General features: G+C 66.0%; 26 protein-coding genes. 22 read left to right on the forward strand and 4 right to left on the reverse strand.

Going from position 1 to position 25,701, the window contains the following annotated elements; genetic code table 11:
* Positions 1-113: 113 nt before the first annotated feature.
* The gene (locus tag BZG35_RS17915; RefSeq protein WP_171981910.1) at positions 114-662 is read right to left on the reverse strand and encodes an excalibur calcium-binding domain-containing protein; all 549 of its coding nucleotides are present in this window, start codon (positions 660-662) and stop codon (positions 114-116) included.
* Positions 663-792: 130 nt separating this feature from the next.
* Here BZG35_RS17915 and BZG35_RS17920 point away from each other — a divergent pair, with 130 nt between their 5' ends.
* The 13 genes from BZG35_RS17920 (at position 793) to BZG35_RS08310 (ending at position 11,050) form a co-directional block, all read left to right on the forward strand.
* Entirely contained in the window at positions 793-942 is a 150-nt protein-coding gene (locus BZG35_RS17920) for a hypothetical protein (RefSeq protein ID WP_171981911.1), read from the forward strand.
* Between the two features lie 175 nt (positions 943-1,117).
* Positions 1,118-1,501, forward strand: coding sequence for a BlaI/MecI/CopY family transcriptional regulator (locus BZG35_RS08255; protein WP_077355205.1), 384 nt, complete (start codon positions 1,118-1,120; stop codon positions 1,499-1,501).
* Positions 1,498-3,144 carry a M56 family metallopeptidase gene (locus tag BZG35_RS08260; protein WP_077355206.1) on the forward strand — a complete coding sequence of 549 codons (1,647 nt, stop codon included), beginning with the start codon at positions 1,498-1,500 and terminating at the stop codon, positions 3,142-3,144. The genes BZG35_RS08255 and BZG35_RS08260 overlap by 4 nt, the downstream gene beginning before the upstream one ends.
* Positions 3,145-3,257: 113 nt before the next feature.
* Positions 3,258-3,500 carry a LacI family DNA-binding transcriptional regulator gene (locus BZG35_RS08265; RefSeq protein WP_077355207.1) on the forward strand — a complete coding sequence of 81 codons (243 nt, stop codon included), beginning with the start codon at positions 3,258-3,260 and terminating at the stop codon, positions 3,498-3,500.
* Entirely contained in the window at positions 3,497-3,838 is a 342-nt protein-coding gene (locus BZG35_RS08270; RefSeq protein WP_077355208.1) for a UrcA family protein, read from the forward strand. Before BZG35_RS08265 ends, BZG35_RS08270 begins: the two co-directional genes overlap by 4 nt.
* A gap of 278 nt (positions 3,839-4,116) precedes the next feature.
* Complete coding sequence (locus BZG35_RS08275; RefSeq protein ID WP_077355209.1) at positions 4,117-4,566, forward strand: helix-turn-helix transcriptional regulator; 450 nt, start codon at positions 4,117-4,119, stop codon at positions 4,564-4,566.
* Between the two features lie 43 nt (positions 4,567-4,609).
* Positions 4,610-4,954 (forward strand): hypothetical protein, encoded by a 345-nt coding sequence (locus tag BZG35_RS08280; RefSeq protein ID WP_077355210.1) that lies wholly within the window; start codon positions 4,610-4,612, stop codon positions 4,952-4,954.
* A 2-nt stretch (positions 4,955-4,956) separates the two neighbouring features.
* On the forward strand, positions 4,957-5,382 hold the full coding sequence (locus tag BZG35_RS08285; protein WP_077355211.1) for a hypothetical protein: 426 nt from the start codon (positions 4,957-4,959) through the stop codon (positions 5,380-5,382).
* 37 nt (positions 5,383-5,419) lie between these two features.
* Positions 5,420-5,740 carry a hypothetical protein gene (locus BZG35_RS08290; RefSeq protein WP_077355212.1) on the forward strand — a complete coding sequence of 107 codons (321 nt, stop codon included), beginning with the start codon at positions 5,420-5,422 and terminating at the stop codon, positions 5,738-5,740.
* Positions 5,741-6,246: 506 nt separating this feature from the next.
* Entirely contained in the window at positions 6,247-6,462 is a 216-nt protein-coding gene (locus BZG35_RS08295) for a hypothetical protein (RefSeq protein ID WP_077355213.1), read from the forward strand.
* A gap of 25 nt (positions 6,463-6,487) precedes the next feature.
* On the forward strand, positions 6,488-7,021 hold the full coding sequence (locus tag BZG35_RS08300; RefSeq protein ID WP_077355214.1) for an RNA polymerase sigma factor: 534 nt from the start codon (positions 6,488-6,490) through the stop codon (positions 7,019-7,021).
* Between the two features lie 46 nt (positions 7,022-7,067).
* Positions 7,068-8,102, forward strand: a complete 1,035-nt coding sequence (locus BZG35_RS08305) for a FecR family protein (protein WP_077355215.1) — start codon at positions 7,068-7,070, stop codon at positions 8,100-8,102.
* Between the two features lie 146 nt (positions 8,103-8,248).
* On the forward strand, positions 8,249-11,050 hold the full coding sequence (locus BZG35_RS08310; protein ID WP_077355216.1) for a TonB-dependent receptor: 2,802 nt from the start codon (positions 8,249-8,251) through the stop codon (positions 11,048-11,050).
* A gap of 267 nt (positions 11,051-11,317) precedes the next feature.
* Here BZG35_RS08310 and BZG35_RS08315 read toward each other — a convergent pair whose 3' ends face one another.
* Entirely contained in the window at positions 11,318-12,286 is a 969-nt protein-coding gene (locus BZG35_RS08315) for an EDR1-related protein (protein WP_077355217.1), read from the reverse strand.
* Between the two features lie 160 nt (positions 12,287-12,446).
* On the opposite strand from BZG35_RS08315, the gene BZG35_RS08320 reads away from it, so the two are divergent.
* From BZG35_RS08320 to BZG35_RS08335, 4 genes are all read left to right on the forward strand, one after another.
* Positions 12,447-13,037, forward strand: coding sequence for an RNA polymerase sigma factor (locus BZG35_RS08320; protein ID WP_077355218.1), 591 nt, complete (start codon positions 12,447-12,449; stop codon positions 13,035-13,037).
* 92 nt (positions 13,038-13,129) lie between these two features.
* Positions 13,130-14,143 carry a FecR domain-containing protein gene (locus tag BZG35_RS08325; RefSeq protein ID WP_077355219.1) on the forward strand — a complete coding sequence of 338 codons (1,014 nt, stop codon included), beginning with the start codon at positions 13,130-13,132 and terminating at the stop codon, positions 14,141-14,143.
* Between the two features lie 87 nt (positions 14,144-14,230).
* Positions 14,231-17,137 carry a TonB-dependent receptor gene (locus BZG35_RS08330; protein ID WP_077355220.1) on the forward strand — a complete coding sequence of 969 codons (2,907 nt, stop codon included), beginning with the start codon at positions 14,231-14,233 and terminating at the stop codon, positions 17,135-17,137.
* An 864-nt stretch (positions 17,138-18,001) separates the two neighbouring features.
* Positions 18,002-20,659: an ATP-binding cassette domain-containing protein gene (locus BZG35_RS08335; RefSeq protein WP_077355221.1), complete on the forward strand. Its 2,658-nt coding sequence runs from the start codon at positions 18,002-18,004 to the stop codon at positions 20,657-20,659.
* Positions 20,660-20,787: 128 nt separating this feature from the next.
* Here the strand turns inward: BZG35_RS08335 and BZG35_RS08340 are convergent, their stop codons facing one another.
* Positions 20,788-21,393 carry a hypothetical protein gene (locus BZG35_RS08340; RefSeq protein WP_077355222.1) on the reverse strand — a complete coding sequence of 202 codons (606 nt, stop codon included), beginning with the start codon at positions 21,391-21,393 and terminating at the stop codon, positions 20,788-20,790.
* Between the two features lie 135 nt (positions 21,394-21,528).
* Here BZG35_RS08340 and BZG35_RS08345 point away from each other — a divergent pair, with 135 nt between their 5' ends.
* The 3 genes from BZG35_RS08345 (at position 21,529) to BZG35_RS08355 (ending at position 23,185) form a co-directional block, all read left to right on the forward strand.
* Entirely contained in the window at positions 21,529-21,981 is a 453-nt protein-coding gene (locus tag BZG35_RS08345; protein ID WP_077355223.1) for an NUDIX hydrolase, read from the forward strand.
* Positions 21,982-22,051: 70 nt separating this feature from the next.
* A complete protein-coding gene (locus tag BZG35_RS08350; protein WP_077355224.1) occupies positions 22,052-22,810 on the forward strand; it encodes a hypothetical protein in 759 nt (252 codons plus the stop codon).
* 195 nt (positions 22,811-23,005) lie between these two features.
* On the forward strand, positions 23,006-23,185 hold the full coding sequence (locus tag BZG35_RS08355) for a hypothetical protein (protein ID WP_077355225.1): 180 nt from the start codon (positions 23,006-23,008) through the stop codon (positions 23,183-23,185).
* A gap of 21 nt (positions 23,186-23,206) precedes the next feature.
* Here BZG35_RS08355 and BZG35_RS08360 read toward each other — a convergent pair whose 3' ends face one another.
* Positions 23,207-23,602: a helix-turn-helix domain-containing protein gene (locus BZG35_RS08360; RefSeq protein ID WP_077355226.1), complete on the reverse strand. Its 396-nt coding sequence runs from the start codon at positions 23,600-23,602 to the stop codon at positions 23,207-23,209.
* Between the two features lie 214 nt (positions 23,603-23,816).
* Here BZG35_RS08360 and BZG35_RS08365 point away from each other — a divergent pair, with 214 nt between their 5' ends.
* Positions 23,817-24,317 (forward strand): RNA polymerase sigma factor, encoded by a 501-nt coding sequence (locus BZG35_RS08365; protein ID WP_077355227.1) that lies wholly within the window; start codon positions 23,817-23,819, stop codon positions 24,315-24,317.
* A gap of 61 nt (positions 24,318-24,378) precedes the next feature.
* Positions 24,379-25,413 (forward strand): FecR domain-containing protein, encoded by a 1,035-nt coding sequence (locus BZG35_RS08370; RefSeq protein WP_171981912.1) that lies wholly within the window; start codon positions 24,379-24,381, stop codon positions 25,411-25,413.
* Positions 25,414-25,701 lie beyond the last annotated feature (288 nt).

The following is a 25,701-nucleotide window of genomic DNA, read 5'->3' on the forward strand; positions in this document are numbered from 1 at the left end:
TCGCCCCGCATCCTATTCTACCCAGCCCCAGACCGTCAGGCCGATGGATAGGCCGGTCACGACCACCTGGGCGGCGATCAGGCCGATCTCGATCCGGTCCGGTTTGCGCCGCCTCATTCGCAGCCCACCCCGTCGCCGTCCCGATCCAGCCGGGAGGCATAGCCGGGATCGCCGGCATAGACCGGTGCCGCGCCGGCCGCGCGCGCCGCCGAACAGTTGGCGTAGTAAGCGCCTTGCGACGACCGGGCCGCGCGCCGTCCGCCGCTTGCGTTGTCGCCGCCCGAGTACAGGGCCTGGGGGCGCGGCACCGGCGGGGGAGGGGCCGGCGGGCGGGGCGACTGACCCAGGAACTCCCGCTTCACCCAGCAGTCCGGTTCGCTCAGCCGGGCCCAGCCGTTGGCTTCCTCGACGACGCCGACCAGGGCGGCGTCTCGGAGCCGGGCAACTGCGGCGCTTCCGGTCGACGCCTCCGTCCGGCAATTCAGACGGTCGGTGCGGACATAGAGATATTGCACAGGTCGGGTCGCCTCGGACGCGACGCTGGCTTCGCCCTTGTTGCCGGGGTCCCCCCCGGGCCCGCCGCCGCAGCGGCTGACCAGGGCGACGCCCAGGACCGCCGCCACCGCCCATCCGGCCCAGGCCGGTGTCTTGGGTCCCGCCATTAATCTCCCCCTCCGACGTCATTCAATCCGCAAGTCATGCGGGTGTCCACCGCTTCCTGCGTGTGGACTCTGCGGGCGAATCGCCGGCATTTCGATTCGCTGGAATTGTCCAGCCTGGAGACAAAACGACATGACCAAGGTCAGCCCCTGGCACTCGATCAAGCAAACGGTGCATCACGACAACACCAACTGCAACACGGGCAACAATATCGAAAAAGAGAACCGGCAGTCCGGCACGGGCGGCAAGCCGCGCTGCGCCGAATGCGCCCGCCTGTCCTGACCACCATTGTCCTGACTGCCTGAGATTTGCCCGGTCTCAGGCGCGAAGGCTTCGGAGCTGGGTTCGGATGACTGACGCGCGTGGCGAGGGGTGAGACAAAAACAATCGCGAGAAAAACGCTTCCCATCCTGTGACAAATGTCGCATGTTACGCCTGTCGCAGATCAGGAAGCGCCATGATCGAATCCCTGCCCCGTCGCGAGCGCGAGGTTTTTGAAACCCTCTGCCGGCTCGACCAAGCGACCGCCGTTCAGGTGCGCCAAGCGCTCCAAGATGCGCCGAGCGACTCTTCGGTCCGCACCCTGTTGGGACGCCTGGTGGCCAAGGGGCTGGTGGCCCATCGGGCGGAAGGCCAGACCTACGTCTATGCCCCGGTTCCCCAGCCCGCCAGCGTGGCGCGTTCGGCGCTCCGTCGCCTGGTCGAGACCTTCTTCGACGGCTCGGCCGCCAATACGGCCACGGCACTGATGGATCTGGGCCCGCTCGAGCCCGAGGAGGTCGCTGCCCTCCATCGCGCCATCGACGCGGCGCAGGTCCGCCGCACCGGAGACCGGTCATGAGCCCGGAATTCGCCCTTGATCTGGCCTGGAAATCCGCTGTCCTCGCCGGCCTCATTCTCATCGCCACGCTGCTGCTGCGCGGCCGGAGGGCCGCGGATCAGGCCCAGCTGCTGCGGCTCGGCGCGGCACTTCTGCTGGCCTGGCCAGGGCTCGCCCTCCTGCTCCCGCCGCTCAGTCTCCCTTTCGGCCTTCAGGGGCTGGTGGACCTGGTGACCTGGGGGGGCGACCCTTCGCCCGGGCCGGCGGCCCCCCTCCAAAATCCCGGGATCGTCGTGCACGCGACCGCCGTCGCTGCCCGCGACAGTGGCTGGCCGCCAATCCTCCCTGGGTCTGGAGATCCCCAGATGCTCTGGCAGGGTCTTGGGATCGTCTATAGCCTGGGCGTCGCCATCCTGATCGTTCGCCTCGCCGTCGGCGTCGCCGTCCTGTCCGTCTGGACCCGGAGAGGCGAGGCGGTTACCGATCCGGTCTGGACCGAGGCCCTGACCCGCCAGTTGAACGGCCGTGGCCGACCTCGCCTCGTCGCCGCGCAACGTGCGCGGGGACCGCTCAGCTGGGGTCCGGGACGGGGCGTTATCCTCCTCTCTCCCGCCGACATCACTCGGCCTGACGCCGCCGCCTGCGCCGACGCGGTGCTCGCCCATGAACTGGCGCATCTGTCGCGACGCGATTGGGGCTGGCTGGTGGTCTCGCGACTCGCCACGGCGGTCTACTGGTTCAATCCCCTGGTCTGGAGCCTCGCCCAGCGCCTCGCCGACCGGTCCGAGGAGGCGGCCGACGCCCTCGCCACTCACCGCATCGATGTTCCGACCTATGCCCGGGTGCTGGCGACCTTTGCCGACCGTCCCGGGGCTCGGGTTCCCGCCGCAGCGCTTGGGCCGCCGGCTCGCGCCCTGTCGCGCCGGATCTCTCGCCTGCTGGCGGGGTCCCCGCGCCGACCGGGCGATCGATCCTTGCTCACGATGGTCTCGCTCGGGTGTGTGGGTCTCGCCGTCTGTCTGTCCACCCTGGTCCTCGGCGATCCGTCCGCGAATGCTCTGACGCCCGCCAGCTTCGTCCGAACCCCCATCACGTCGGGTGGCGGCGTCGATACTGTCATCACGGTCCAGACGCCCGGTAGGTCACCCACCCTGCGGCCCGTCACGCTTCCGGCGACGGCAGAGGCGGCGGCGCAGCCTGAGCCCGTGGTGAACGCCGCCGCCGAGCCGAGGATGGATCCGCCGGCCGACGACGCGGATCGTCTGGAGGAGGAGCTGGACCGCCGGGAGCGGGCGCAGGAACGGCTCGATGACGAAGCGGATCGCCGCGCCGATGACGCTGATCGTCGGCTGCACCGGATCGCGGAAACCGCGGGGGCGATCGCCGACATCGAAGGGACCGCCCAGGAGTTCGACGCCACCGCCGACGAAATCGAGCGCGAGATCGCGGTCGAGCCGTCGATCTCGGCCGGCCGCCGGTCGCGGATGGCCAGCCGGGTCCCGGGTCTCCGCGCCCGGGCCGCAGACCTGCGCGACCAGGCAGCCGCGCTCCGCCGCGACCTAGTTCAACTTGAGAGCCCGCCCACCGCGACGCCGGTCGTCCGTTCGATCCCGACCCGCGCCGTCATCCCTGCCCCGTCCGGCATCCTCGTGGCCCCCGGCTAGTCCACATAGCGCGCGAGGCCCGACCCCACGGGCCCGAGACCCCAACCTCGCTCTCTCGAAGATTTAACCCCGGCCGGTGCCTCCGCCGCGCCCTTCTGAGGCCTCATGTCTGCATGACCGCCGCACGTTCCACCATCAAGGACGTCGCCCTGAGGGCCGGCGTATCGGTCGCGACGGTCTCGCGGTTTTTGACCGGCGCCAACCGGGTCAAGCCCGCGACCCGGCTGCGGGTCGAGCACGCCATCGCCGAGCTCGCCTATGTCCCCGATCCGGCCGGTCGGGCCCTCAGCCTCCATCGCGCCCGGGCCGCCGACAAGACGGGCCCCGCCCCCTCCAACCCGAAAGATGAGCCATGACCCTTCTCATCGCCCTGGCCGCCATGGCCCTCAGCCCCGCTCCGCCGGCCGCGCCCAAGCCCGACCCTGACCTCGGCGTGATTCGCGTGAGCGTGCAGGATCTCCGCCTCGACCGCCCCGCCGACCAAGACGTTCTGGTCGATCGCATCGACCGGTCCGTGGCCGCCTGGTGCGCCGTCCATGGTCCGGCGGTGACCCCGCACCACCACCGCTTCCAAAGGCAGTTCTGCCTGGACGGCATGCGTGCCGAGCTCGTCCGGGCGCTCGATCGCGATCAGCGCCGCGCCTATGACGCGGGCTATCGGCGCCTCCGCTCAGCCAGGCCGAACGGCAGATAGCGCAACAAGCACCCGCTCAAGTCGCGCGGAAAGCATCAGCCTGTTGCCTTGGCCTTGCGTCCCGGATTCTGCGGGGCGGCCTTGGGTCGTCTCAATCCCACCAGCCGGGCGGTCGCCTTGTTTGGACGATTCCGATGATCCAGCTACGGTTGTCGTGAGACGCTCTAAAGGATCACGATGCCAGCTAGGAACGCATCACGCGCGATCGAAAGACTAGGCCTGCGGGTCGCGCCGTTCGGTCCTGCGTCCGTCATGGCCCACGCGCCCGGAACCCCTCCATGCCCCTCGGTCTGAGCCGGCAGGAGGTTCAGTGCGTCCAGCTTGCCGGCCAGGGCCTGCGCACCAAGGCCATCGCGCGCCAGCTGGGTCTGTCCGAACGCACCGTCTCCAACCACCTCGGCCGCGCCTATCGCAAGCTGGGGGTTCGCAACCGCGAGGCGGCGGCGGCGCGATTGACCCATTATTACTCAGAGCAAGAAACGGGTCTGTCGCCACCCCCGGAAGCCCCTGCAGATCGAGCGGTGTCCCGGCCGTCGCCGGTTCGGGATCGCGACAGCGGACTGGCGGCACTGTTTGGCCGGCTGCCCGCACCGCCGGCCGGTCCCCTCCGATTGGGGATCAGCCTCGGGATCGCGATCGTGATGGCGATGCTGTTCGCGGGGGTGGTGGTGGTGATGGGAGTGATCTCGGAACGCGCCTCGACCCTCGCGCCCGGCAACGGCCTCTAGCGGACGCGCTGGACCTGACCCCTCGCTGAAGGCTTTTCCGACCATGACCCATTACGCCACCGGCCTGCGCATCGCCCGCGCCCTTCACGGCGCCGAACACGCCGTCGACGACGCCCTGCTCAAGACCGCGGCCCTGATCACGGAGATGGTCCAGGGCCGCAAGACCGCCCAGCTCGCCGCCGAGGTCGGCCAACCTGAGTTCGACCACGCCATGGAGATGATGACAGGCCTGGCCCAGGCGCGCCGCGCCGTCGTCGCCAACCACAAGGGCTTGTCGGCGGTCGCCGAGGCCCAGGGCATCGCTTGGCGTCGGGAAGGCACCCGAATGGACGGCCCCTTGGAACAGAAGGAGCGGCCGCCCTTGGGCCTGGTCGTCGCGGCCGCCTGACCTTGGGCTTCGTCAACACCCTCCAGATCGGCCTGACCGGGATCAGCTGTTTGATCCTGATCCTGCTGGTCTGGCAGGGTCGTGGGGCCGAACGCCTTGCCGCCCTAGCCCTGACGATGCTGATGTTCGGCTCTCCTCTCGTGGACACCGAATTCCGCCCCGGCATGGTGCTGCTGTCGACCACCGCTCTCGTCTGGCTCGCCTGGCTCAGCCTCGCTCACGACCGTTGGTGGCTGATCCTCGCGGTCGCGCTCCAAGGGCTCGTCGTCGCCACCCATCTCTTGCCCTTCCTCGAACCCGAGACGCGGGTCTGGGGCGCGGTCACGGTGCGGTTGGCCCTCTGGGTCGCCTTGATGCTCATCGCCGTTCTCGGCGTCGCCGAAGCCCGCTGGGCCCCTTACGCGCGCCGTCTGCGCCCTCTGTCCTAGACCGGCGCGCGATCACCCCCATTTGATTGGAGGCCCCATGGCCCGATCCCACGTCCTTGCCCATCGCTCTGTCGCCGGGAGCGACCTCTGGACCCCCGAGACTGCCGCCGCCTTCTGGACCGATTGGGTCGATCGCTGCGACGAGACGGTCTGGGACCGGTTCATGGCCGCGGAGCAGTATCTTCTGGAACATCCGCCCGCCGACCTAAACCAGGCCGAGGTGCTGCTCACGGTCCTCATCGCCAATGCGGACGCCGGGGCTGACGCGGCACCGCTCCGCCGTCTGCAGGCGTTCCTCGCGGCCTTGGCAAACGACAAAACGAGCGCGAACCGCGATGTCCTTATCCTCAATGCTTGACCCGAGCCACGGCCGTCGGCGCGTGGCGCGGCACGCCCCTGCGGCCGGACCGGGCTCCGCTCGTTCGTTCCCCGGAGCCGTCCGCGCATCGGAACCCTCGCGGCGCTTCCTCCGGGTGTGAGCCCCCGGTGTCCAAGGAGCCGCCTCGCTGTCCTGCCAGCGGGGCGGCTTTCTTCATAAGGACGGGAGAGGGTCGTTGGGTGCGCGTCGAACCCAGCGCTCGCGCCCGCTGGTCGCGCCGCGGGCGCGAGCGTCACGCCAGAGTGCGGGCCGCCCGTGCGCCAGTCGTTCAATCCAACGAACCGCTGGAGCGCCCTGCCATGCTCGTCCTTGTTCTCCTGGTCGCTCTGCAGGCGGCCCCGCCGGCTACGACATCGAGCGCCCCGCCGCCCACACCTGCGCCCCAGAGCGGGGTCGCGGTGACACCGCCGTCCCCGACTGCGCCCCCCAGCACGGCCGCGGCGGTTCCGCCGTCTCAATGCCGCAAGCCGCCGCTGCCGGATCGGATGGGGCTGACGGCCGAAGACGTCGCAGACACTGGGGAGCGGGCCCAGGCCTATGTCGAATGCCGCAGCCGCGAGCTGGAAACCCTCGGGCCCCGCGCCGAAGCCCTGATGACCGAGGCGCGTGCTCTGGCGGAAGGCCACAACGCCGGCGTCACCGAGATCAACGCCTTTATCGCCGACTACCGGGCCTGGGCCTTGGAGCACGGCGGCCAGTAGCGGCCAGGCCGGGGGAGGGCAGGCCATGGACAGTGCGGCGACCAAGACCAGCGAGGGCGGTCCCGACACCCCTGCCGCCGCCTATTTGAGGCTCTATGACCGGTTGAGGGCCTGGGCGGCGCGCCGCATCGCCGACCCGGACGCCGCTGAGGACATCGTCCAGGCCGCCTATCTGAGGCTTGCCGGCCGACCGGGCGGGGCGGATGAGCGGATGATCCAGTCCGAAGCCTTCGTCTATCGCATCGTGGGCAATCTCGCTCGTGACCACAGGCGAGACGCAGCGCGGCGCGGCTGGGACGGGGACGCCGCCTTGGCGGGTTTTCCCGACGCCACCCCTTCCGCCGAACGGCGGGTAATCGATCAGGCTCGGCTGCGGCGGGCTCTGGATCTGGCCGCGACCCTCCCACCCCGCTGCAGGGAGGTCTTCGTGCTGCGCAAGATTGAGGGTCTGGACCAAGCGACCATCGCCGAGCGTCTGGGCATCAGCCGAAACATGGTGGAAAAACACCTGCGTCGGGCCTTGGCCGAAATCTCCGCGGGTCTCGACGCCGTCGACTGAAAACAATCTGTCACAAAAACCTCCTCTTTCGGCGGGTTGTGGCGTCATGAACTCAGAGGCGCCGCTGCTGGACCGCCCCGAACTTGTTAGACCTGTCCTGATGCCGTCGCGTCCCCACCCGCTGTCCGCCACCGCTCGCCGCGCCCGCCAAGCGCGCCGCTGGCGTGTGCGCCTGGACCGGGGCGACCTGCGCCCAGCCGAACGTCAGCGCCTGCAGGCCTGGTTAGCGGACGACGCCAACGCCCGCGCCTACCAGGCTGTCGACGCTTTATGGTTGGATCTCGATGCAGCCCCGGCTCTCGGTCCCCAAGCGGCGGCCCTGCGCCGCTGGTCGCCTCGCGCCGCGGCCCTGTCGGCGCGTGGCCGCCCCCGCGCGCTCGCCGCTGGCCTCGTCGCCGCCACGGTCGCGGCCGTGGCCTTCGGCCCAGGCCTGGGCCGGGCGCTTCAGACAGACGCCCGGGCTGGCGTCGGCGAACAGCGCACGGTCACCCTGGACGACGGCAGCCGGCTAGTGCTCGACACCGGGGCTGCCGTCGACGTCGTCTACGCCGGCGACCGCCGCGCGGTCCGTCTGCTGTCGGGACGTGCCCTGTTCACCGTCGCCCCCGATCCGTCCCGGCCCTTCGTGGTCAGCGCCAGCGGCGGGACCGTGACCGCTCTGGGCACCGTCTTCGTCGTCCAGACCCGGCCCTTAGCCGACGGCGGCGGCGCGCGGGTCACAGGCGTCGATCACCGCATCCGCGCCGTCGCAGGCGGATCGACCCGCGACCTCGGCCCCGGCCAGACAGTGGCCTGGACCTGGGGCAGGGCGGTCTCTGCGGTCGCGGCCGCGACCGATCCCAATGCCGCCGGCTGGACCGACGGGTCTTTGGAGTTCGAGGGGGAACCCTTGGCCGCCATCGCCGCAGAACTCGACCCCTATGCTCGCGAGCGGTTGATGGTCCTCGGCTCGGCGCGCGAGCTGAAAGTCAGCGGGGTCTTCCGAACCCGGGATCCGCTGGGCGGTTTGATGGCGCTGGACAGAAAGCGCGGCCTGCGGGTCCACCGCCTTCCGGGCCTGGTGGTCGTCCGCGCCGACTGATCAGCCCCGGCTCTTGATCCCCCTGTGTCTCCGGGGCCACGACCGCGCCGGACGGCTCTCCCCACCTCCTGCTTTTGCCGGGCGCGGCGTCATAGGGTGCAGACGGCGGGCCAGGGGGCGCGCCGGCAGCCTTGGGGGATGCCGTCATGATCACCACAGCTTCGCCGCGCGCTTGGCGTGTCGCCGCTCTGGCCTGCGCCAGCAGCTTGGCCCTGCTCGCCGCGGGGGCCGCCGCGCCCGCGATGGCGCAGGCCACGACCGCGCAGGCTCGTGCCTATGCCATCCCTGCCGGACCCTTGGCCCCGGCGTTGAACCGGTTCGCGAATGAGAGCGGCCTGGCGCTGGTGTATCCGGCCGAGCTGGCGAACGGGAAGACGTCACCGGGTGTGTCGGGCTCGGTTTCGCCGGAGACGGCTCTGGGCCGGCTGCTAGCGGGGACGGGGCTGACCTTTCGGTTCAGCGATGCACGGACGGTGGTGATCGAGGCGGTCGTCACCGGGGGCGTGGACGACGAGAGGGTGTTGGGACCGGTGCGGGTAGAGGGGGCGACGGGCGCGGGCTTATCCGGCGCAACCGTGGTCAACGGAACGAACGGTAGCCGGGATACGACGGCGACCGAGGGGACGCAGAGCTATACGTCCAACGCACTCACTGTGGGATCCAAAATTCCGACAACCATCAGAGACTTGCCTCAATCCGTAAGCGTGCTCACCGCGCAGCTGCTGGAAGATCAAAGGATCGTTGACTTCACCGGGGCGTTGGACCGAGCGCCCGGAGTTACGCTTGTTCGGGGAGATACAAGTCTGGAGAACACTTTCTACTCCAGAGGATTTGCGATTACCTCTATTCAGATCGACGGTGGCGCGCCCCTTATCACAGGAATAGGCGCGAACGCCAACTCGACGGGCTTTTTCCCTCAGATTGACCTCTCGCAGTACGACCATGTGGAGCTGTTGCGCGGCGCCGCTGGCGCATTGAACGGCTATGGAAATCCCTCAGGCACAGTCAATCTCGTCCGCAAGAAGCCGCTTCAAAATTATCAGGCTGTGCTGGAGGCCCAGGTTGGCTCGTGGAGCAACTATCGCACGGTTTTGGACGTCACGGGTCCGCTTGCATTCAATGGAGATCTGCGTGGGCGTTTGGTGACGACCTATCAGGATAACGAATACTTTTATGACATTGCATCAGACAACAAAACATTGATTTACGGAATTCTAGAATATGATTTAACGTCAAGAACTCTATTAACGTGGGGCGCTAGCTTTACGCGTCAAGATAGCGTCCCTTGGTATCGGGGCCTTCCACGCTTTCAAAACGGAGACGATCTCGCTTTGCCACGAGAAACTTGTCTTTGCTTTGCCTGGAACCGGTGGGATTTTGATACGACCGAACTGTTTGCATCCCTAGAGCACCAACTGACAGAGAATTGGTCTATAAAAGGATCAGTTACTAATAACAGGCAGTCAAGCCGGCAGAAAGTAGGATATAATTCTCAGCCAGTGAACCCTATAAATCTTACCGGTCCTGTGCTCGCCGGTCAGATGCGGGATTATGATTCCGATCAACTCGCAGCGGAGATTATCGTTAGTGGTAAGTTTACTGTGCTTGGTCAGGTGCAAGAAATCACCGTGGGGGCAAATCGATCCATTGCTGATGGAAGTGGACGGGTCGATTATGGCACCTTGGTAGGTAACACCGCATCTGGTCCATACATTCCTTATCCTGGCGGACCTAGCGGTGTCCCTGGCATCAATGTTTTTGACTTTGATCCCTACGATCCGTTATACACTGAGCCGCGTGGCGCTTTACCTACGACGCGCTACAGGGATTTTGGTCAAGAGCAAACGGGTGTATATCTAAATCTGCGGCTAACGGCTCTAGATCGGTTCCATCTCGTCACGGCCCTTCGATACAGCAGCTTTGAGTTGAACGGCAAGTTTGACACACTATGCACTAGCCTAGCACAGACTGGCTGCACTGGCCGCCAAGTTGGAGAGCCCGCGGGGCCACCCGCAGTCAATCCGACAGTTCAAGAGTATGATAGTGAGGATGTCTCCTGGCCACCGTCAGTCTCGCTACTCTACGACATTAATGATCAACTCACGGCGTACGTCGGTTATACGGATGTCTACATCAGCCAAGGAAATCAACTCGATCGCAATCTGGACGCCGTCGATCCCATTACAGGCTCGAACCTCGAGGTTGGCTTAAAGTGGTTGAGAGAAGATGGAAGGTTGAATGCGACCATCGCTGCCTACAAGATCGAACAAAATGGCTTTGCCGTATTTGACGTCTCAGCGCAGTTGGTTGAGAACGGTGTCACTTATTACGTCGATAACGACGGAAACAGGTACCAGAATGGTCTACTGCCTGGCGGGCAGTTGCGTTGCTGTTTCATTGGCGATCCAGGCAGGACATTTTTCAGTCAAGGGGTAGATTTTGAACTGGGAGGTCAGATTTTTCCTGACCTCGAATTATCGCTTTCATACACGTACAATGAAAACGAGCAACGTGGCAGTTCGTTCGGTACAAATCCACAGACGGGCGCTGGAACGCCATTTGTAAGCCGTCAGCCAGAGCATACCCTGAAAGCGTGGGCGGCTTGGTCTCCAAGAGGACAGTTGGATCGGTTCACTTTTGGCGGAGGCGTTGTCGCACAATCTAGTGCCTACAACTCTGGTACGGCGTGTGTGAGATTTTCCGTGAACTTTCTTGGCGTGCTCAGCTGTGACTTTGCGGCTGGCGGGTTTGTTCCGTATCGATACACACAGAGCGGTCGAGCCATTTGGAGCGGCCGAGTTGAGTATGACCTCGACGACAGATGGTCGTTTGCCGTGAACGTGAATAACCTAACCGACGAGACATATTACCAGACTACAGGAGCTGGGACTGGAAACTGGTATGGCGAGCCGCGCTCATTTACACTTTCGCTTCGCGCAAAATGGTGATGCCCACGCTTGTCTCGCCGAGGGATCACGCCATCTCGTGCCAAGGCTGGCTGGCATCTGAGGGGTCCTTAACGAAAGATCTTTAACCCGGGCAAGCCAGTGACAATCAGCGTTTTCGCCTTATAGGCCGCGTCATCGCCATGCGCCGCACTCTCGCTTTCGAAACTGGGGGTGAGGAAGTGTTGGGCAGCGTGAGGCGCGCATCGTCGGGGGAGCCCTCCTTCGACGCCGCGCTGGCTATGATCAGGCCGATCCCTGCTCCCAAGCCTACAGCCGAACCAGCCGTCTTAACCGCACGAACGCCCCGCCGCGAACGCGAAGCACATCGCGTTTTTGGCCTTCGGCCGCGCCAACGCTGGTCTGGTGGTCGTCATGGCGCAGGGCGAGCTGCGTCAGCGCCTGGCGCAGGTCTCGCGCTTGATCGGTGCTGACATCGTCGAGATAAACATAGGCTCCCCGCCCGCCGCGCCCGCCTTTTACGGGTCCCCAGGGCGCGGCGCGCACCGCCTCAAGGGCCCATTTATCCTCCGCCGAGCCCCCAACCCGCTGGGGATCTGACAGGATCGGGCTTTGCGCGCCTTCCGGATAGAGCGGGGTCCCGGCTGCATCCGCATACGGCCGCACAATCGGGTCGGACAGATCGGCGATCATCCGGTCCATGACATCGACCAGCAGGCGCTCGCCGTCGGGCAGGACGACCTCATTCCAGGCGTGGGCCGAGCGCCGCCCAGGTCGGCCGGGCTCGGGATCGGGAACGCGATGCAGGCCGCGCACGAGGGCGCAGGGCAGACCGACCGCGTCCGCCAGCACTTTGAACAGCAGCGACCGGTGCCGGCACACGCCCGTGCGGGCGGTAATCAACTGGCCCAGGTCGATCTCCGCCCCGGCCAGGCCTTGCTGCCCAGCGATCTCGATGAGCAGGGCGTGGTTCTTGTTGATGCTGTTCTCGGCCAGGGCGGCGTCGACGAGCGTGGCCAGCGTATCGACCTGATCCAGATCCGGCGCCCCGGGCCCGACCGCCCGCCTCGCCTCGGTGATCACCCGCGCCAGGGCGACGTCCTCTTCGGGGGCGCGCGCGACCAGAATCTCGCGGTTCGGCCGGCTCAGGGCTTGTCCGTCTGCGTCCAAAGCGAGCTTCCGTCCGCCGTCTCGAAAGCCCCAGGCGAGGGGCTCGGTCTCGGGAATGCGGTGGGTCTGGGCGTACAGAAGGGTTTGTCGCAGGGCGTCGGGCGTCATCTCACCATCGGTCGAAAAGTCCGCGTGTTTGGTCTGAACGATTGGCCGACGACCAAACCGCACCACAAAGCCGCGCGGTGCTCCGATAGGGACTTTCGCCCCTTCGAACGTCGAAACTCCACGGCAGTCGTGCTAGACCGCCAGGGCAGGGGGCTGGCGCATGGCGGCGCGACCGGAGATCGTCGAGCTGGACGCCGTCCGCCGCGCGCGGGCGGATCCGAATCCAGCCCCTATCCCAACCACGCCCTCCGCCCTCACCACCGTATACCTCCGCCGGCGCGATGCCCTGGCCGCCTTCATCCGCCGCCGCACCGGCTGTGACCAGGCGGCCCAGGACCTGACCCAGGAGGTCTGGGTCCGGGTCGCCGCCCTCGGCGACCAGGCCGCCCCTGTGAATCCGGAAGCCTTTCTCCAGCGCATCGCCGGCAATCTGGCGCTGGACTGGCTCCGTCGCCGCCGCTTCCGCTCGGCCTTCGTCGCCTCGGACGTAGATCCGGCCCTGGCCGCCGATCCGGCTCCTGAGGCGGATCGGGCGCTCCACGCCCGCCGCGCGGTCGACTATCTTGCCGAGGTGATCGACGAGCTTCCCCCCAAGCGGCGACAGGCCTTTCTGCTCTATCGCGGCCACGGAATGACGATGAAGCAGGTGGCGGCGCAGCTGGGCATTTCCGAAAAGACCGTCGAGCACCAGGTGGCCAAGGCCCTCGTCCATTGCCGTCACCGCCTGGCCGAGGCGGGGCTTTGGCCGTGAGCGGATCCGACGACGGAGACATCGGTCTCGGCGATGGGGATTTTTGGCCCGCCGAGCGTCATAGAGATGTCACGAAAGCGTCAGCCCGAGCCATGCCCGACCCCGCCCCCGTTCTCCAATCCACACCGGACGCCGGGCACGATCCCACGCCGGACCACTATGAGGCGGCCGTCGCTTGGCTCGTGCGCCTGCGCGAGCCCGACACCCCGGCGCTGACCGCCGCCTTCCAGGCCTGGTTGGCCGCGGACCCCGCCCATGCCTTCGCATTCGCGGAGATGGAGGCCCTGTTCGACGCCGTCGCCACTCCGACCCGCGCCGCCGCCGAGCGCGACCGGCGGGCCCAGGGCCGTTCCGCCTTCCGCCCCCACTACCCCCGATCCTGGGCGCGGCCCCTCCTGCGCCGTCCGCTGGCCGTGGCCGCCGGCCTCGCCGCCGCCGTTCTCCTGGTCACGGGCCAGAGCGATCGTCTGGCGACAATCGGCGCCGAGGGCGTCACCGCTCCCGGCGAAATCGAGACCCTGACCCTGGCTGACGGCTCGCGCGTCACCCTCAATACCCGCAGCATCATCCAGGCCGAGGTCGACCGCGCGGGCCGCGCCGTCCGGCTGGAGCGGGGCGAGGCCTTTTTCGACATCGCGTCGGATCCGGCGCGGCCCTTCTATGTCCACGCAGGCGACGCCCGGATCCGCGTGGTCGGCACCCGCTTCAACGTTCGCCGCGACCGCGACCGGGTCGTGGTTACCGTCGACCACGGCGTCGTCGCCGTGGCGCCGACGTCGAATCTGGACAACCCCGCGACCGTCGTCGTCGGCCGTCAGGCCGTCGTCCAGGATCAGGCCGTCACGGCGGAGCCGGCCCCGCTGGACGGGCAGGCGACCGCCTGGCGCCGCGGCCAGCTGGTCTTCAACCAGACCCCGCTCCGCGAAGTGGTGGCCGAGCTCAACCGCTACCGCGCCGGCCGCATCCTGGTCCTGAACGCTGATCTTGCCGACCAGACCGTGTCCGGGGCCTTCAACACCGCCAACGTGGATGGAGCCGTGCGCGGCATCGAACGCACATTGGGCACCCGCGCTGCCCGCCTGCCGGGCGTCACGGTGATTTATTGATCCGCCGATAGGGAGGTTAACGCTCGAGCGCGTCGAGGCTGAGGGGGCGGCGATGACGCGGCCCGATATCACACGACGGGGGTCGCCATGATTTCGTTCCGCTCCAGCACCGGGCGTGCAGCCCTTTTGGCCTTCACCGCCCTGACCGGCCTGGCCGCCCTGCCGAGTCAGGCGGCGGCCCAGAGCCCGGCCACCGCTCCCGCGCCCGACCGGGTCTATGACTTCGACATCCCCGCCCAATCGCTGGCGCGTTCGGTCAGCGCCGTCTCCGCCCTTACCGGACTCCAAGTCCTCTACACCGACATGGGTCCGCAAGGGGTCCAGGCACCGGCCGTCAGGGGACGGCTGACTGCGGACCAAGCCCTGGCTCGCCTGACGGCCGGTACTGGGTTTCGCTATCGCTACACAGGCCAGGGGGTCGTGACGCTTGAGCCGATCGTTACGGGCAGTGTCGACGGGGAGCGGGTGCTAGGGCCGGTGCGAGTGGAGGGCGCGCAGAGCGACGGATCGTTCGGTCGGGCCGGTCAGGCGGCCGGGGTCAACGGCGTCAACGGGTCGCGCGATATCACGGCGACCGAGGGCACCGGCAGCTTCACTTCCGGGGCGCTGACGATCGGGTCGAAAGCACCACGTAGCATTCAGGACACGCCGCAATCGGTGAGTGTGATCACGAGCGAACGTCTGGAGCAGCAGAATATCAACGATTTCACACAAGCGCTCCAACAGGCACCCGGCGTAACAGTTGTTCAAGGGCAGAATAGTATCGAAGAATTATTCTATTCACGTGGATTCGAGATAACATCTATTCAGGTTGACGGTGGTGCGCCATTATCCACAAGTTTTGCTGGATCCTCTAGAACGGCATACTTCCCCGAGATAGATTTAGCGCAGTACGATCATATTGAAATTCTCCGGGGCGCGGCGGGCCTCTTTAATGGATATGGTGATCCCTCTGGCACAGTGAACCTTGTCCGTAAAAAACCGCTCGATCACGCCCAAGTTTTGGTCGATGGCAGTGTAGGAAGCTGGGAAGACTATAGAACAGTTCTCGATGTCACTGGTCCTCTAGGCATGGACGGAAAACTAGCTGGTCGGTTGGTACTGACTTACCAGGATAACGGCTACTTTTACGACACAGCTGAAAACACTCGTAGTCTGATATACGGAATCGTCAGTTACGATTTGAATCCTTCCACTGTGTTAACAGTGGGTCTGAGTCATACACGTCAAGACAGCGTACCATGGTCGTCGGGCCTTCCTCGTTATCAAGACGGCTCCGATCTCATGCTTCCCCGAAACAGATCGCTGCTGGCACCGTGGAGCCGTTGGAACTTCGAGACGTCAGAGACATTTGCAACCGTGGAGCAACGAATCGGCGAGAGCTGGACGGTGAAGGTGAATTTCACCAATCAGGTTCAGGAAAGCATCCAAAAACTCGGATTTGGCTCCGGTACAGTTAACCCGCTCACGAACACCGGTTCAGTACTCACCGTTGCGGCTAACGATTTCTCAAGCAGTCAGTTTTCTGGGGAATTGTCGATCACAGGTGCGTTCAATATACTTGGACAGAGACAGGAGATGGCATTCGGGATAAATGGAGTCCTATCTGATGGCGGCGGTACGAGACAATATTCTCCATCTGAGATCGTAAGGGGTACGCCTGCTTTGCCATACCGACCATTTCCAGGTGGTCCGGCGTATTGTTCTGGTACGGTTATAGCGTGCCCCAATGGGTCCTCACCACAGATTGATGTATTTAATTTCAATCCGCAGAATCCTATCTACTCTGAGCCTAGCGATTCGCTACCCAGTTTTCTGTGGCGTGAACGGGGACAGGAACAACTTGGTGCCTACCTCAATCTTGATTTGACGGCGCTTCAAAGAATTCATCTAGCAGTTGGCTTTCGCTATAGTTATTATAAGCAAAACTCTATTCGAGATCGCCTTTGCGTGAATATACCTACGTCTGGGGTACCGACGGCAGAGAACTGCGTTGGTCGCGAGATTGGAGATGCTTACGCTCCTGAGTTCGCCAATTACGACGATACGGATTTTACCTGGCCGCCAGCGTTTTCACTGAGCTATGATCTCAGTGACGACGTCAGGTTGTATGCAGATTATACCGACATCTATGTCAGCCAAGCGAACAACGTTGATGGCGATCGAAAGCCTGTCCATCCAATAACTGGCTCCAATTTGGAGGCGGGTGCGAAATGGTCGTTACGTGACGGGAAACTTAACGCCTCTGTGGCTGTCTATCGTATTGATCAACAGAATTTTGCAATCCGTCCGGACAATGTCATCGTACGAAATGCGGACGGGTCAACGTTCTTTGACCCGGAGAATGAGTTTGCGTTCTACGTGTTAGACAACGCGGGCAATCGTATTGCGAATGGAGAGATAGACCCCGAGACCCGATGCTGTTACGTAACTGATTTTGATGTATCAAGGATAAGTAAAGGTATCGATGTTGAGATAACCGGTGAAGTAATAGACGGTCTCAATATTGCAGCAAGCTATACGTACAATGATAACGAGTATAAGGGGGACGATCTTGCATTGGCCTTCTTCCCAGCCCAGGGTACGTCGTTGATCACACGGCAGCCAAATCAACTCTTCAAATTATGGGCCTCGTACAATTTTGCAAGTGCGGCGCTTACGAATGACAGTTGGCTCAACCGAATTAATATCGGTGGTGGAGTTAGTTGGTTGTCCGAAGCGTTCGTTGCGGGCACGGCCTGCACGCAGTTAGGCACACCGAACGCACTTGGTTCGTCATCGTGTCTCGTGGTAACGCCTTATAGTTACACTCAGCCGTCTTATGCCGTTTGGTCTTTGCAGTCGGAGTACACTATCGATGACAACTGGCGACTTCAGCTCAACATCGACAATTTAACAGATACACGGTATTATAGCACTATGGGCACGTCGGCAGGGGGCAACTGGTACGGCGAACCCGCAAACTTCTCACTCTCGCTTCGTGGCAAGTTTTGACGCTTCGGTCGGGGTTGCTCATTTGTTCGGGCGGTAGCCATGCGCGTTCGGCCGCCACTGGCGCTTTGATGAAGTCGCGGCTGTGGACAATCGCCGCCGCTAGGGTCGCCCGGGTTACCCTCGACCCGCTCCGGGGCATCCAGACTGAGCGGCTCCGCGCGCCATAAGTATGCGCGTCGGTGATTGTTACGTTCGGACACGACGGAGATCTCGATGATGGGGGCGAGCGCATCCGTTGGTCTGATCATGTGGCTGCAATAGACGACGCAGTCCAGTTTGTCGGCGGGCGCGCGCGAGGTCTCTTTCTGAAAGTTAGGATGAAATAGGCCAGCAACCCCGCCTTACGAGCAGTTGATCACGATCCGGCTGCTGCCCTTTGAAGCGCTGCGGGACGGTTAGACCCCCTCTAGCTAGGGGCTCGGTCTCGGGGACCCGGTGGATCTGGACGTGCAGTAGCGTCCGGCGCAAAGCGTCGAGCGTCATCCCACAGTGGGGTCGAAAGGTAAGCATGTGCGGGTTGTCAGAGCGGGGGGCGCTGGCTGAGTGCTATAGGCGCTTGCGGGCGTTCACGATCTACTTTCGCGCCGTCCTGCGGCGGCGGCGGCGAGTTCTTCGCTCGGGATTTGTGAGTGGCCCTCAGCGAGCTTGGGTCGTGGTGTGCCCATCACTTGGCGGCGCGTCTGCTTGGCAGTGGCGTTTCGTACCACAGCGCCGCCCTTAGACTTGTTGGCAGCAGGCCCATCCCGTGGAGACACACACGGTGCCAGGGCTGGAAACGACTACGGCCCTTGACGCCTTCAGTCGTTTCTCCCCTGACACGCCGGCCCATCGCCGCGCTCTCCCCACTTGTCTCAGGGATCGCCCATGGCCGACGCCAAAACCATCCGCATTGACCCCAAGGACTATCGGCTCGACGGCCGGCTGGCCAAACGGATCTGGCGGCTGAGCAAACCCTATTGGACCGATCCCAGGCATTGGAAGTCCTGGGTGCTGATGGTCTTCACCATCGCTGTCGGCCCGGCCTGGGCCTATGTCGGCTACTGGACGGCGCAAAAAAACGCCGATCAAGTCAACGCACTGGTGGCCACCGACCAGTCTGTCTTCTTGAGCCTGTTCTGGCTCCTGTTCTGGCTGGGCGTCGGTCAGTGGGTCTATCAGCAACTGCTGAGCCTGCTGACCCAACTCATGACCATGCAGTGGTTCCGCTGGATGACCGAATGGATGGTCAACCGTTATCTGGAGCACAAGACCTACTACGACATCACCCTGAATGAGGACATCGACAACCCCGACGAGCGGATTGAATCGAACGTCAAACCGTTCATCGATTCCATGCTCTCGGTCCCCGGGCGCATCCTCGGCAGCGTGCTGGGCGTCGCCACGAATGCGGTGCTGCTGACCCAGGTCAGCTCGGCCATGACCGGCTTCGTTGTGATCTATTCGATGATCACCATGGGCATCCAAGTGCTCATCTACATTCCCCTCATCCGGATGAATTTCGAACAGGTCGCCGCCAACGCCGACCTCCGCTACGGCCTCTTGCGCGTGCGTGACCACGCCGAGACCATCGCCTTCTTCCGGGGGGAACGGACCGAGAGCCGACAGGTCGTCAGCCGCCTTTGGCGACTGGTCAACATCCAGATGAAGATCTTCTATTACACGCTCTGGACCGGCGGCCTTAGCCAGGCCCTTTCCTATGTCTGGGCGCTGGCTCCCCTGTTCCTGGTCTATCCCCTCTATTTCTCTGGCCAGATCGCCTATGGCACCATCACCTTGGCCACGGCCGCCGCCTCCAACTTGATGGGGGCGCTGACACAGCTCAATCAATATTTGCCCTTCATTGCCAATCTCGCACCCGTCACGGTGCGCCTGGCCCAGCTGGTCGAGCGTTGGGACATGTTGGCCGAGCGCAACAAGGGCAACACGCCCGGGCTCATCACCTTGCGTGAAGGCCGTGAAGGGCTGCGACTCGAAGGCGTCACCTTCACCACCCCAGGCGGCCAGTCGCCGCTGGTCAAGGATCTGACCTTCGACATGGGGGCGGGCCGCTCCCTGATCGTCATTGGCCAGACCGGGGTCGGCAAGAGCTCGCTCCTGCGAGTCATGGCCGGCCTGTGGCGCCAGGGGTCAGGAACCATCATCCTGCCACCCGAGGCCGACACCATGTTCGTGCCGCAGCGCCCCTATATGATGCTCGGCGACCTGCGCGCCCAGCTCCTCTATCCCCACGGTGATCCCAAACTCAGCGACGCCGAGCTTCAGGCCGTGCTGGAACAGGTGCGTCTGCCGGACCTGATCCAGAAATGCGGCGGACTGGACGCCGAGCGCGACTGGATCAAGGTCCTGTCCCTGGGCGAGCAGCAGCGGATATCCTTCGCCCGGGTGCTGATTTCAAAACCAAGCTTCGTGGTCCTCGACGAGGCCACAAGCGCGTTGGACATCCCCACCGAGGCGGCGGTCTATCAGGCGCTCGGGGACAGCGGCTGCGCCTATGTCAGTGTCGGCCACCGCGAGACCATCCTGCGCTTCCACGAACGCGCCTTGCGGCTCATGCCCCAGGGGGCTTGGGAGCTGGTCGATCCCCAATCGCTGCCCCTGACCGAGATCGCCCCCCTGGCGTCGGCGCGCCCGGCACGGCCGGACGCGGTCGAGGCGCCTGTTGCGCTGACCGCAGGCCGTGCCCCCGCCACCGACCTCGCCCTCGCAGAAAGACAACCTCTCGTGACCGATCTCGACACCACCGCGCCCCTTACTGTCTCCCGCTTCGCCGCCGACCTGGCCGGCCGTCGCCTCGACGTCGCCGCCGCCCAAATCCAGGGCGAGCGCGACGATCAGGAGGATTCGGTGCTGATCCAGCCCCTGCCGGGCGATGCCCTGCTTATCGCCGTGTCCGACGGCATGGGCGGACATCCCGATGGGGAGGTGGCCTCCGCCCTCGGCCTCGCCACCCTGCGCCAGGCCGTCCTGGCCCTCTCGGATCAGGTCTCGACCGCCGCGGGCTGGTCGGCCGCGCTTCACGCCGCCGTGATTCAGGCCACCACCGCCGTCCGCCTGCTGGGCGACGCCTCGGGCCTGGGCATGAAGGCGGCGAAAGAAGACCCAGGACCCAAGACCCCCGGGGCGACCCTTGCGGCCGTCATCCTCGTGCCGAGCCAAGACGTCTGGGTCTATGCCGCCGCTGGCGACAGCTGGATCTATAAGCTCAACGGCCAGCGCGGCGGCAAACGCATCAACACGCTCCACACCGGGGCCCGCAAACACACCATCACCAGCTTCCTGGGCCTGAAGACACCCCAGGTGGAAGGCACCGACCTGGTCCTGCCGCTCAAGGGCGTCACGGGCCTGGTCCTGGCCACGGACGGGGTGGATGTTCTGACCCTGCGCGACGTCGAAGCCGCCGTCCGCGCAGCGTCTGACGCCCCGGACGCGGCTGCCGACATCCTCGCCCGCGTCACCGCCAAGGCCCATCCCAAACAGGACAACGCCTCCGTCATCGTCGTGCGACTGTCCGCCTCCGCATAGGGGAGGCGGGGCAGGCGTTCATCCTTCTCAATCCGCCCCCAGCAGAGAACCCGAATGGGCGAGGGGGAACGGGGGAGGCGGTTAAGAGGGGAGCGAGACCGGCCGAAGCATGGTGGAGGGGGGCAGGCCTAATAGTTCCGACGGAACTGCTCCGGCCTGATGCGGAAGGCGGGCCGATCCTCACGCGCGGCCTGGTCGGCCGCCCGCCATTGGGCAATCCCGGCGTCGGTGTCTCCAGCAGAGACCACCGCCATGGCCACCACCGCCATTGCGCTCGAGGCGGTCCGCTTCAGCCCGTTGAAATACACCTTGTCTGGCCCCTCAGCCGCGCCCTCCAGCGCCTTGGCTTGGGTCCGGCAGGTGGTCAGCGCGGCCTGCGTCGCCGCCGCCTGCGTTGCCACGTCGGGGGCCAGAGCATCGCGAAGCGCCTGCTTGCAGGCCGTAACCGTCGCCTGCCCCTCAGCCGGAGCCGGAAGGCCGTCCAGGGTGCCAAGTCCGGTCTCGACGGCGGATTTCGTGCGTCCGCCGTAATACCCGAGGTAGGAAGCCTTCTGGGACCCCTCGCTCTGCATCCAGTTCCCGAACCCGGTGTCTCCGGTCAAGGCCACGAACGGATCGCCCGAGCGCTGCTTTTCTTGCTCTTTGTAAGCCGTCTCGAAATTGGGATTGGGAGCCGCATCGCACCCCGCCAATCCGGCCAGGGCAAGGGTCAGGGTGAACAGCGGCGTGCGCATCGGCGTCTCCGTTCGGCTGGCTTACGTCAGGGACGTAAACGATCAAACGCATGCGCCCCCGCAACCCCGCCGCTGCGGCGCCCCCGCCGCAGGATCGTTCTCCCGGTGAAGCAACAGGGCAGGGGGCCGGTGGATATGGCCGCGGTGGTGGCGACGGTGATCACGGCGGGCGACCAGGTCCTGCTCATCCGCGAATCCATTCCCGGTCACCCCTGGTATGTGCCGGCCGGCCGCGTGGAGTATGGAGAAAGCCTGGCCGACGCCGCGCGGCGCGAATGCTGGGAAGAGGCCGGGGTGGCCGTCACCCTGACCGGCGTCCTGGGCCTCACCCACCAGTGGCGCGGCCGGGGCCCCTGGGTCCGGGTCGTCTTCGCCGGCACCGCCGACCCCAGGGCCCCGCTCAAGAGCGTCCCCGACCGCCAGTCTCATTCCGCCGCATGGGTCGATCGCTCCGCCGTCCGCCTGCTCCGCGTGCGCAGCCCCGACCTGTTCGCCATGCTCGCCCTGGCCGACAGCCCGCCCGCGCCCCTCTCGATCCTGGGCCCCGACTCCGGCCTGGCCCAGCCCCGCCTGCGCCGCCGGGCCTGACGGGCGATCGGCTTGGGCGCGGGCTGGAGCGGGGCGTCGGGACGGGGCACAGTGGCCAATCGGAGGCCCTATGTTCGACTATCTCGAGAAACACTGCGCCGAGGCCTATAAGCGCGAGGTCGACCAGGACGAGAATGTCTTTCGCTCCTTGCCCTTCTTCGCCGCGACCCTGGGCGTCCAGATCGCGATCCTCATCCCGCTGGTTGCGCGTCTACCGGCCTTCCGGCTCGATCCCTATGTCCTGGTCCTTCACGGCCTTCTCGGCCTGACCGGCGTCGGCGTCGTCATGACCGTCGTCTTCCTCTTCATCGCCACCGCCCAGCGCACCTTCCGCTATCCGCCGTCCGAGACCGCCCTGATCGTCTGGGCCCGCGCCGAGCGCGACACCTATCTGCAGGCCGGGTTCGACCGCGCCGATGTCGAAGCCGTCGTGGCCGACGACCTGCGCGCCCGGCTGGCCGAAGAGTTCGCCCAGGCCGCCGAACACAATCGCGCTCAAAATCTCATCCGACTCAAGGTCCGCGCCCGCGCCCTGGCCGCTCTGATCGCCGCCTTGTGTCTTGCCTTGGCTTTGGCGGCGACTATGTTCGTTCACGACCTGATCGTCGGGTCTGGACCAGGAGCCACCCGTGTCACCGCGTCCCACACCGCCGGGGTCGGAGCCGCCGGTCAAGAGCGGCCGGGCCAAGTCGGCGCGGTCCAAGCCGACCGCTCCGCGCCGGGCGTCCGCCCCGCCGCCGGCCGCGATCCCGGATCCCCAGGACCGAATCCGCGCCAGCCGGTCCGCGATCCCCTTCCCGCCGTTTCGGATGGTGGACCAGGGGATTAAGTTTCCCTTCGTGCCCACGCTTGGCAAGGTCGACGCCAATGACGGATGAGCCCAAGCCCGCCGCCGAGCCTCAGGTCCCGCCGGCCTCAGATGCCGCCCCCACAGTCCCCGCCAACCCCTTTCCTCAGCCCCAGTATCTCAAGAAGTCGGAGGACGGGGGCGAGCTCATCTCCCGCCGCCGCCAGGACGGATGACATGACCGCGACCCGCCCGACCGCATCGCCCGCTCGCGCCGCCGAGCCGAAAGACGCTCTGACCGCACTCGAACGGCATCTCGACGCGCGCGCCGGCACCTTGGACTTGCGGACCCTGGTGGACCTCCGCGCCCGGCTGCTGACCCCCAATCCCTTTCCGCCGGGCAAGCACGCCAAATAGACGATTACGGGCCGCCCGCGCTCAATCCGGTTTTCTCCGCCCGTCCGCCAGCCCCTCGACCAGCCCCACCACCGCCGCCCGGTGCGTCGCCGAACGGATCCGCCGCCAGGCGGTGACGAGCCGCGCGCCCTCCGCCACCCCGGCCGCCCCCGCGCCGGTCGGCGGGGCATCCTCGGCCAGGCCCTCGACCAGATCGACGATCGACACCTCCAGCGCCTGGCCGATCATCCAGAGCCGGCTGACCGACATCCGGTTCATGCCGTTCTCGTATTTCTGGACCTGCTGAAACGTCAGCCCCAGGCGTCGGCCGAGTTCTGACTGGCTCAAGCCGAGCGCCTTGCGCCGCTCCCGCACCCGCGCCCCCACCTCGATGTCGATGGGATGGGCCCCGGGCCGCTCTGACGTCACGTCGCTCATGCCCACAGTGTGGCCAGCGTCCCGCCCCCACGCAACCCGCGCTCAACTAGGCCGACGCCGCGCGTCGGCCAATAGCGCCAGAACAGCCCGCTCAAGCAGCGCCGGACCGCGTCCGGCGCGATAGCGCAACAAACAAGACTGTCTGCCCACCCTTGCGGCCCTGCATCGCCTCACCCGTTAATGCTTCCAGAGGGGCAAAGCGGGGCGTCACGACATGAGCGAGCCGGCGACCCGGGCGCAGTGGGACGAGCTCTATGGCTGGCTCGTGCGCCAGACCGGGGATCCGTCGCTGGCGAGCGACCTTGCTCAGGACGCCTATGCCCGGCTCGCCGCCGTGTCTGATGACATCGTCGTGCTCGACCGCCGCGCCTGGCTGTTCGGCGTCGCCCGCAATCTGCTGGTCGACCACTGGCGCGTCCGGGGCCGGACTCCCGCCACCGTCCCGGCCGACACGGCCCTTGTCGATCACGCCGACCCCCAGCCGGACCCTCTGGCCCGGCTGCTCTCGGCCGAAGAGCTGACGGTGTTGAACCGCGCCATTGCCGCCCTGCCGCCGCGCATGGGCGAGGTCTTTCGCCTGCACAAGGTCGAACACTTGAGCTACGAAGCCATTGCGCTTCGCCTCGGCATGGCGAAGAACACGGTCATGGTTCACATGGTCCAGGCGCTCGGGCGCTGTCGCGCGGCCTTGATCGCCCACCGGGAGAGCCGCTGAGACCGTGACATCTTCCGCGTCCCGCCTAATGGTCGCGCCTCCGTCCATCGTCTTCCCTCCCATGACCGTTCCCCTCGACCCCGATCTGCGTCTCAACGACCCAGCCGATCCCGTTGCGGTTGAAGCCACGACGTGGTTCGTCCGTCTCCGCGATCAGGGCGCAGGGCCCTCGGATCGCGCCGCCTTCGACGCCTGGCTGCAGGCGGACAGCGCCCACGGTACCGCCTATGCGGACGTCGAAGCGCTCTGGGCCGGGCTCGACGGGGCCACGTTTCCCGTCGCGGTGTCGGAACCGGGTGCCGGGGGTGGGCTTGAGAGCCTGCGCCGCCGGACGCTCCTGTCCCGCCGCGCCATGGCGGCCGCTGCCGCCCTTGTTCTCACGGTCGGCGTGTCGCTGCCGAGCCTTGCCACCCATCTGGCCACCGACGCCCAGACCGGCGTCGGCCAGAGCCGCAGCCTCACCCTCGCCGACGGGTCGCTGGCGGTGCTCGACGCCGATAGCGCCATCGCCGTGGACATCGCCGCCGACCGGCGCGACGTGCGTCTGCTGCGGGGGAGGGTCTGGGTCCAGGCCGCCCATGAGGCGCGGCCGTTCCGCGTCCACGTCGGCCCCGCCGCCGTCCGCGACATCGGCACGGCCTTCGAAGTGTCGCGCTACGGCGACGCCGGGACGGTGGCGGTCACCGAAGGGTCGGTCGAGCTCACCCTCGCCGACGGCCCGGCCCTGCCGCTCGTCGCCGGCCAGGCCGCCCGTTTCGATCGCGGGGGCGCGGTCTTTGCGGGCTCCGCCGCCGGGACCCGGCCCGCCTGGGTGCCGGACCCGACCGACGGTCAGGGCGCGAGCCCCGCCCGCCTCCGCTTCGTCGACGCCCCCCTGTCGGAGGTGCTCGCCGATCTGCAGCGCCACGGTGCCGGCCGCATTCTGGTGACCGACGCCGCACTCAAACGTCGTCGCATCACCGGCACCGTGGATCCCGCCCAGCCCCGCGTGGCGCTCAATGCCGTCCTCGCCCGCGTCGACGCCCGCGTCGATCGCGTCGGGCCCTTCGTCGTGGTGCGGCCGAAGTCGCGGCGCGGGTCCGACGAAGACAGATAGCCCAAGCAACAAGACTGTTAACGGAAGCCAGACCGCGCTCCAGCCGTTTGCCGCCACGCGGCGGACGTAAGCGCCAGAAACTCGCCGACGACGGCCAACCATCGGCGGACCTTCTGGCCACTTTGAAAGGAGGAGGAGGGGAAGGCCTTCCCCTGAGCCGGAGCCCGGCACGTGAAGGCGTCCCGGTCTCCGTCTACCCCTTCCCGCGGGGGCTGCCCCGCGACCCCTCTCCAGCGGGCGCGCGCCGTGAGTGCGCCGATGGCGCCAGAGACAGCGCGCTCAAGCAGT

Source organism: Brevundimonas sp. LM2, from assembly GCF_002002865.1.
Taxonomy (GTDB): Bacteria; Pseudomonadota; Alphaproteobacteria; order Caulobacterales; family Caulobacteraceae; genus Brevundimonas.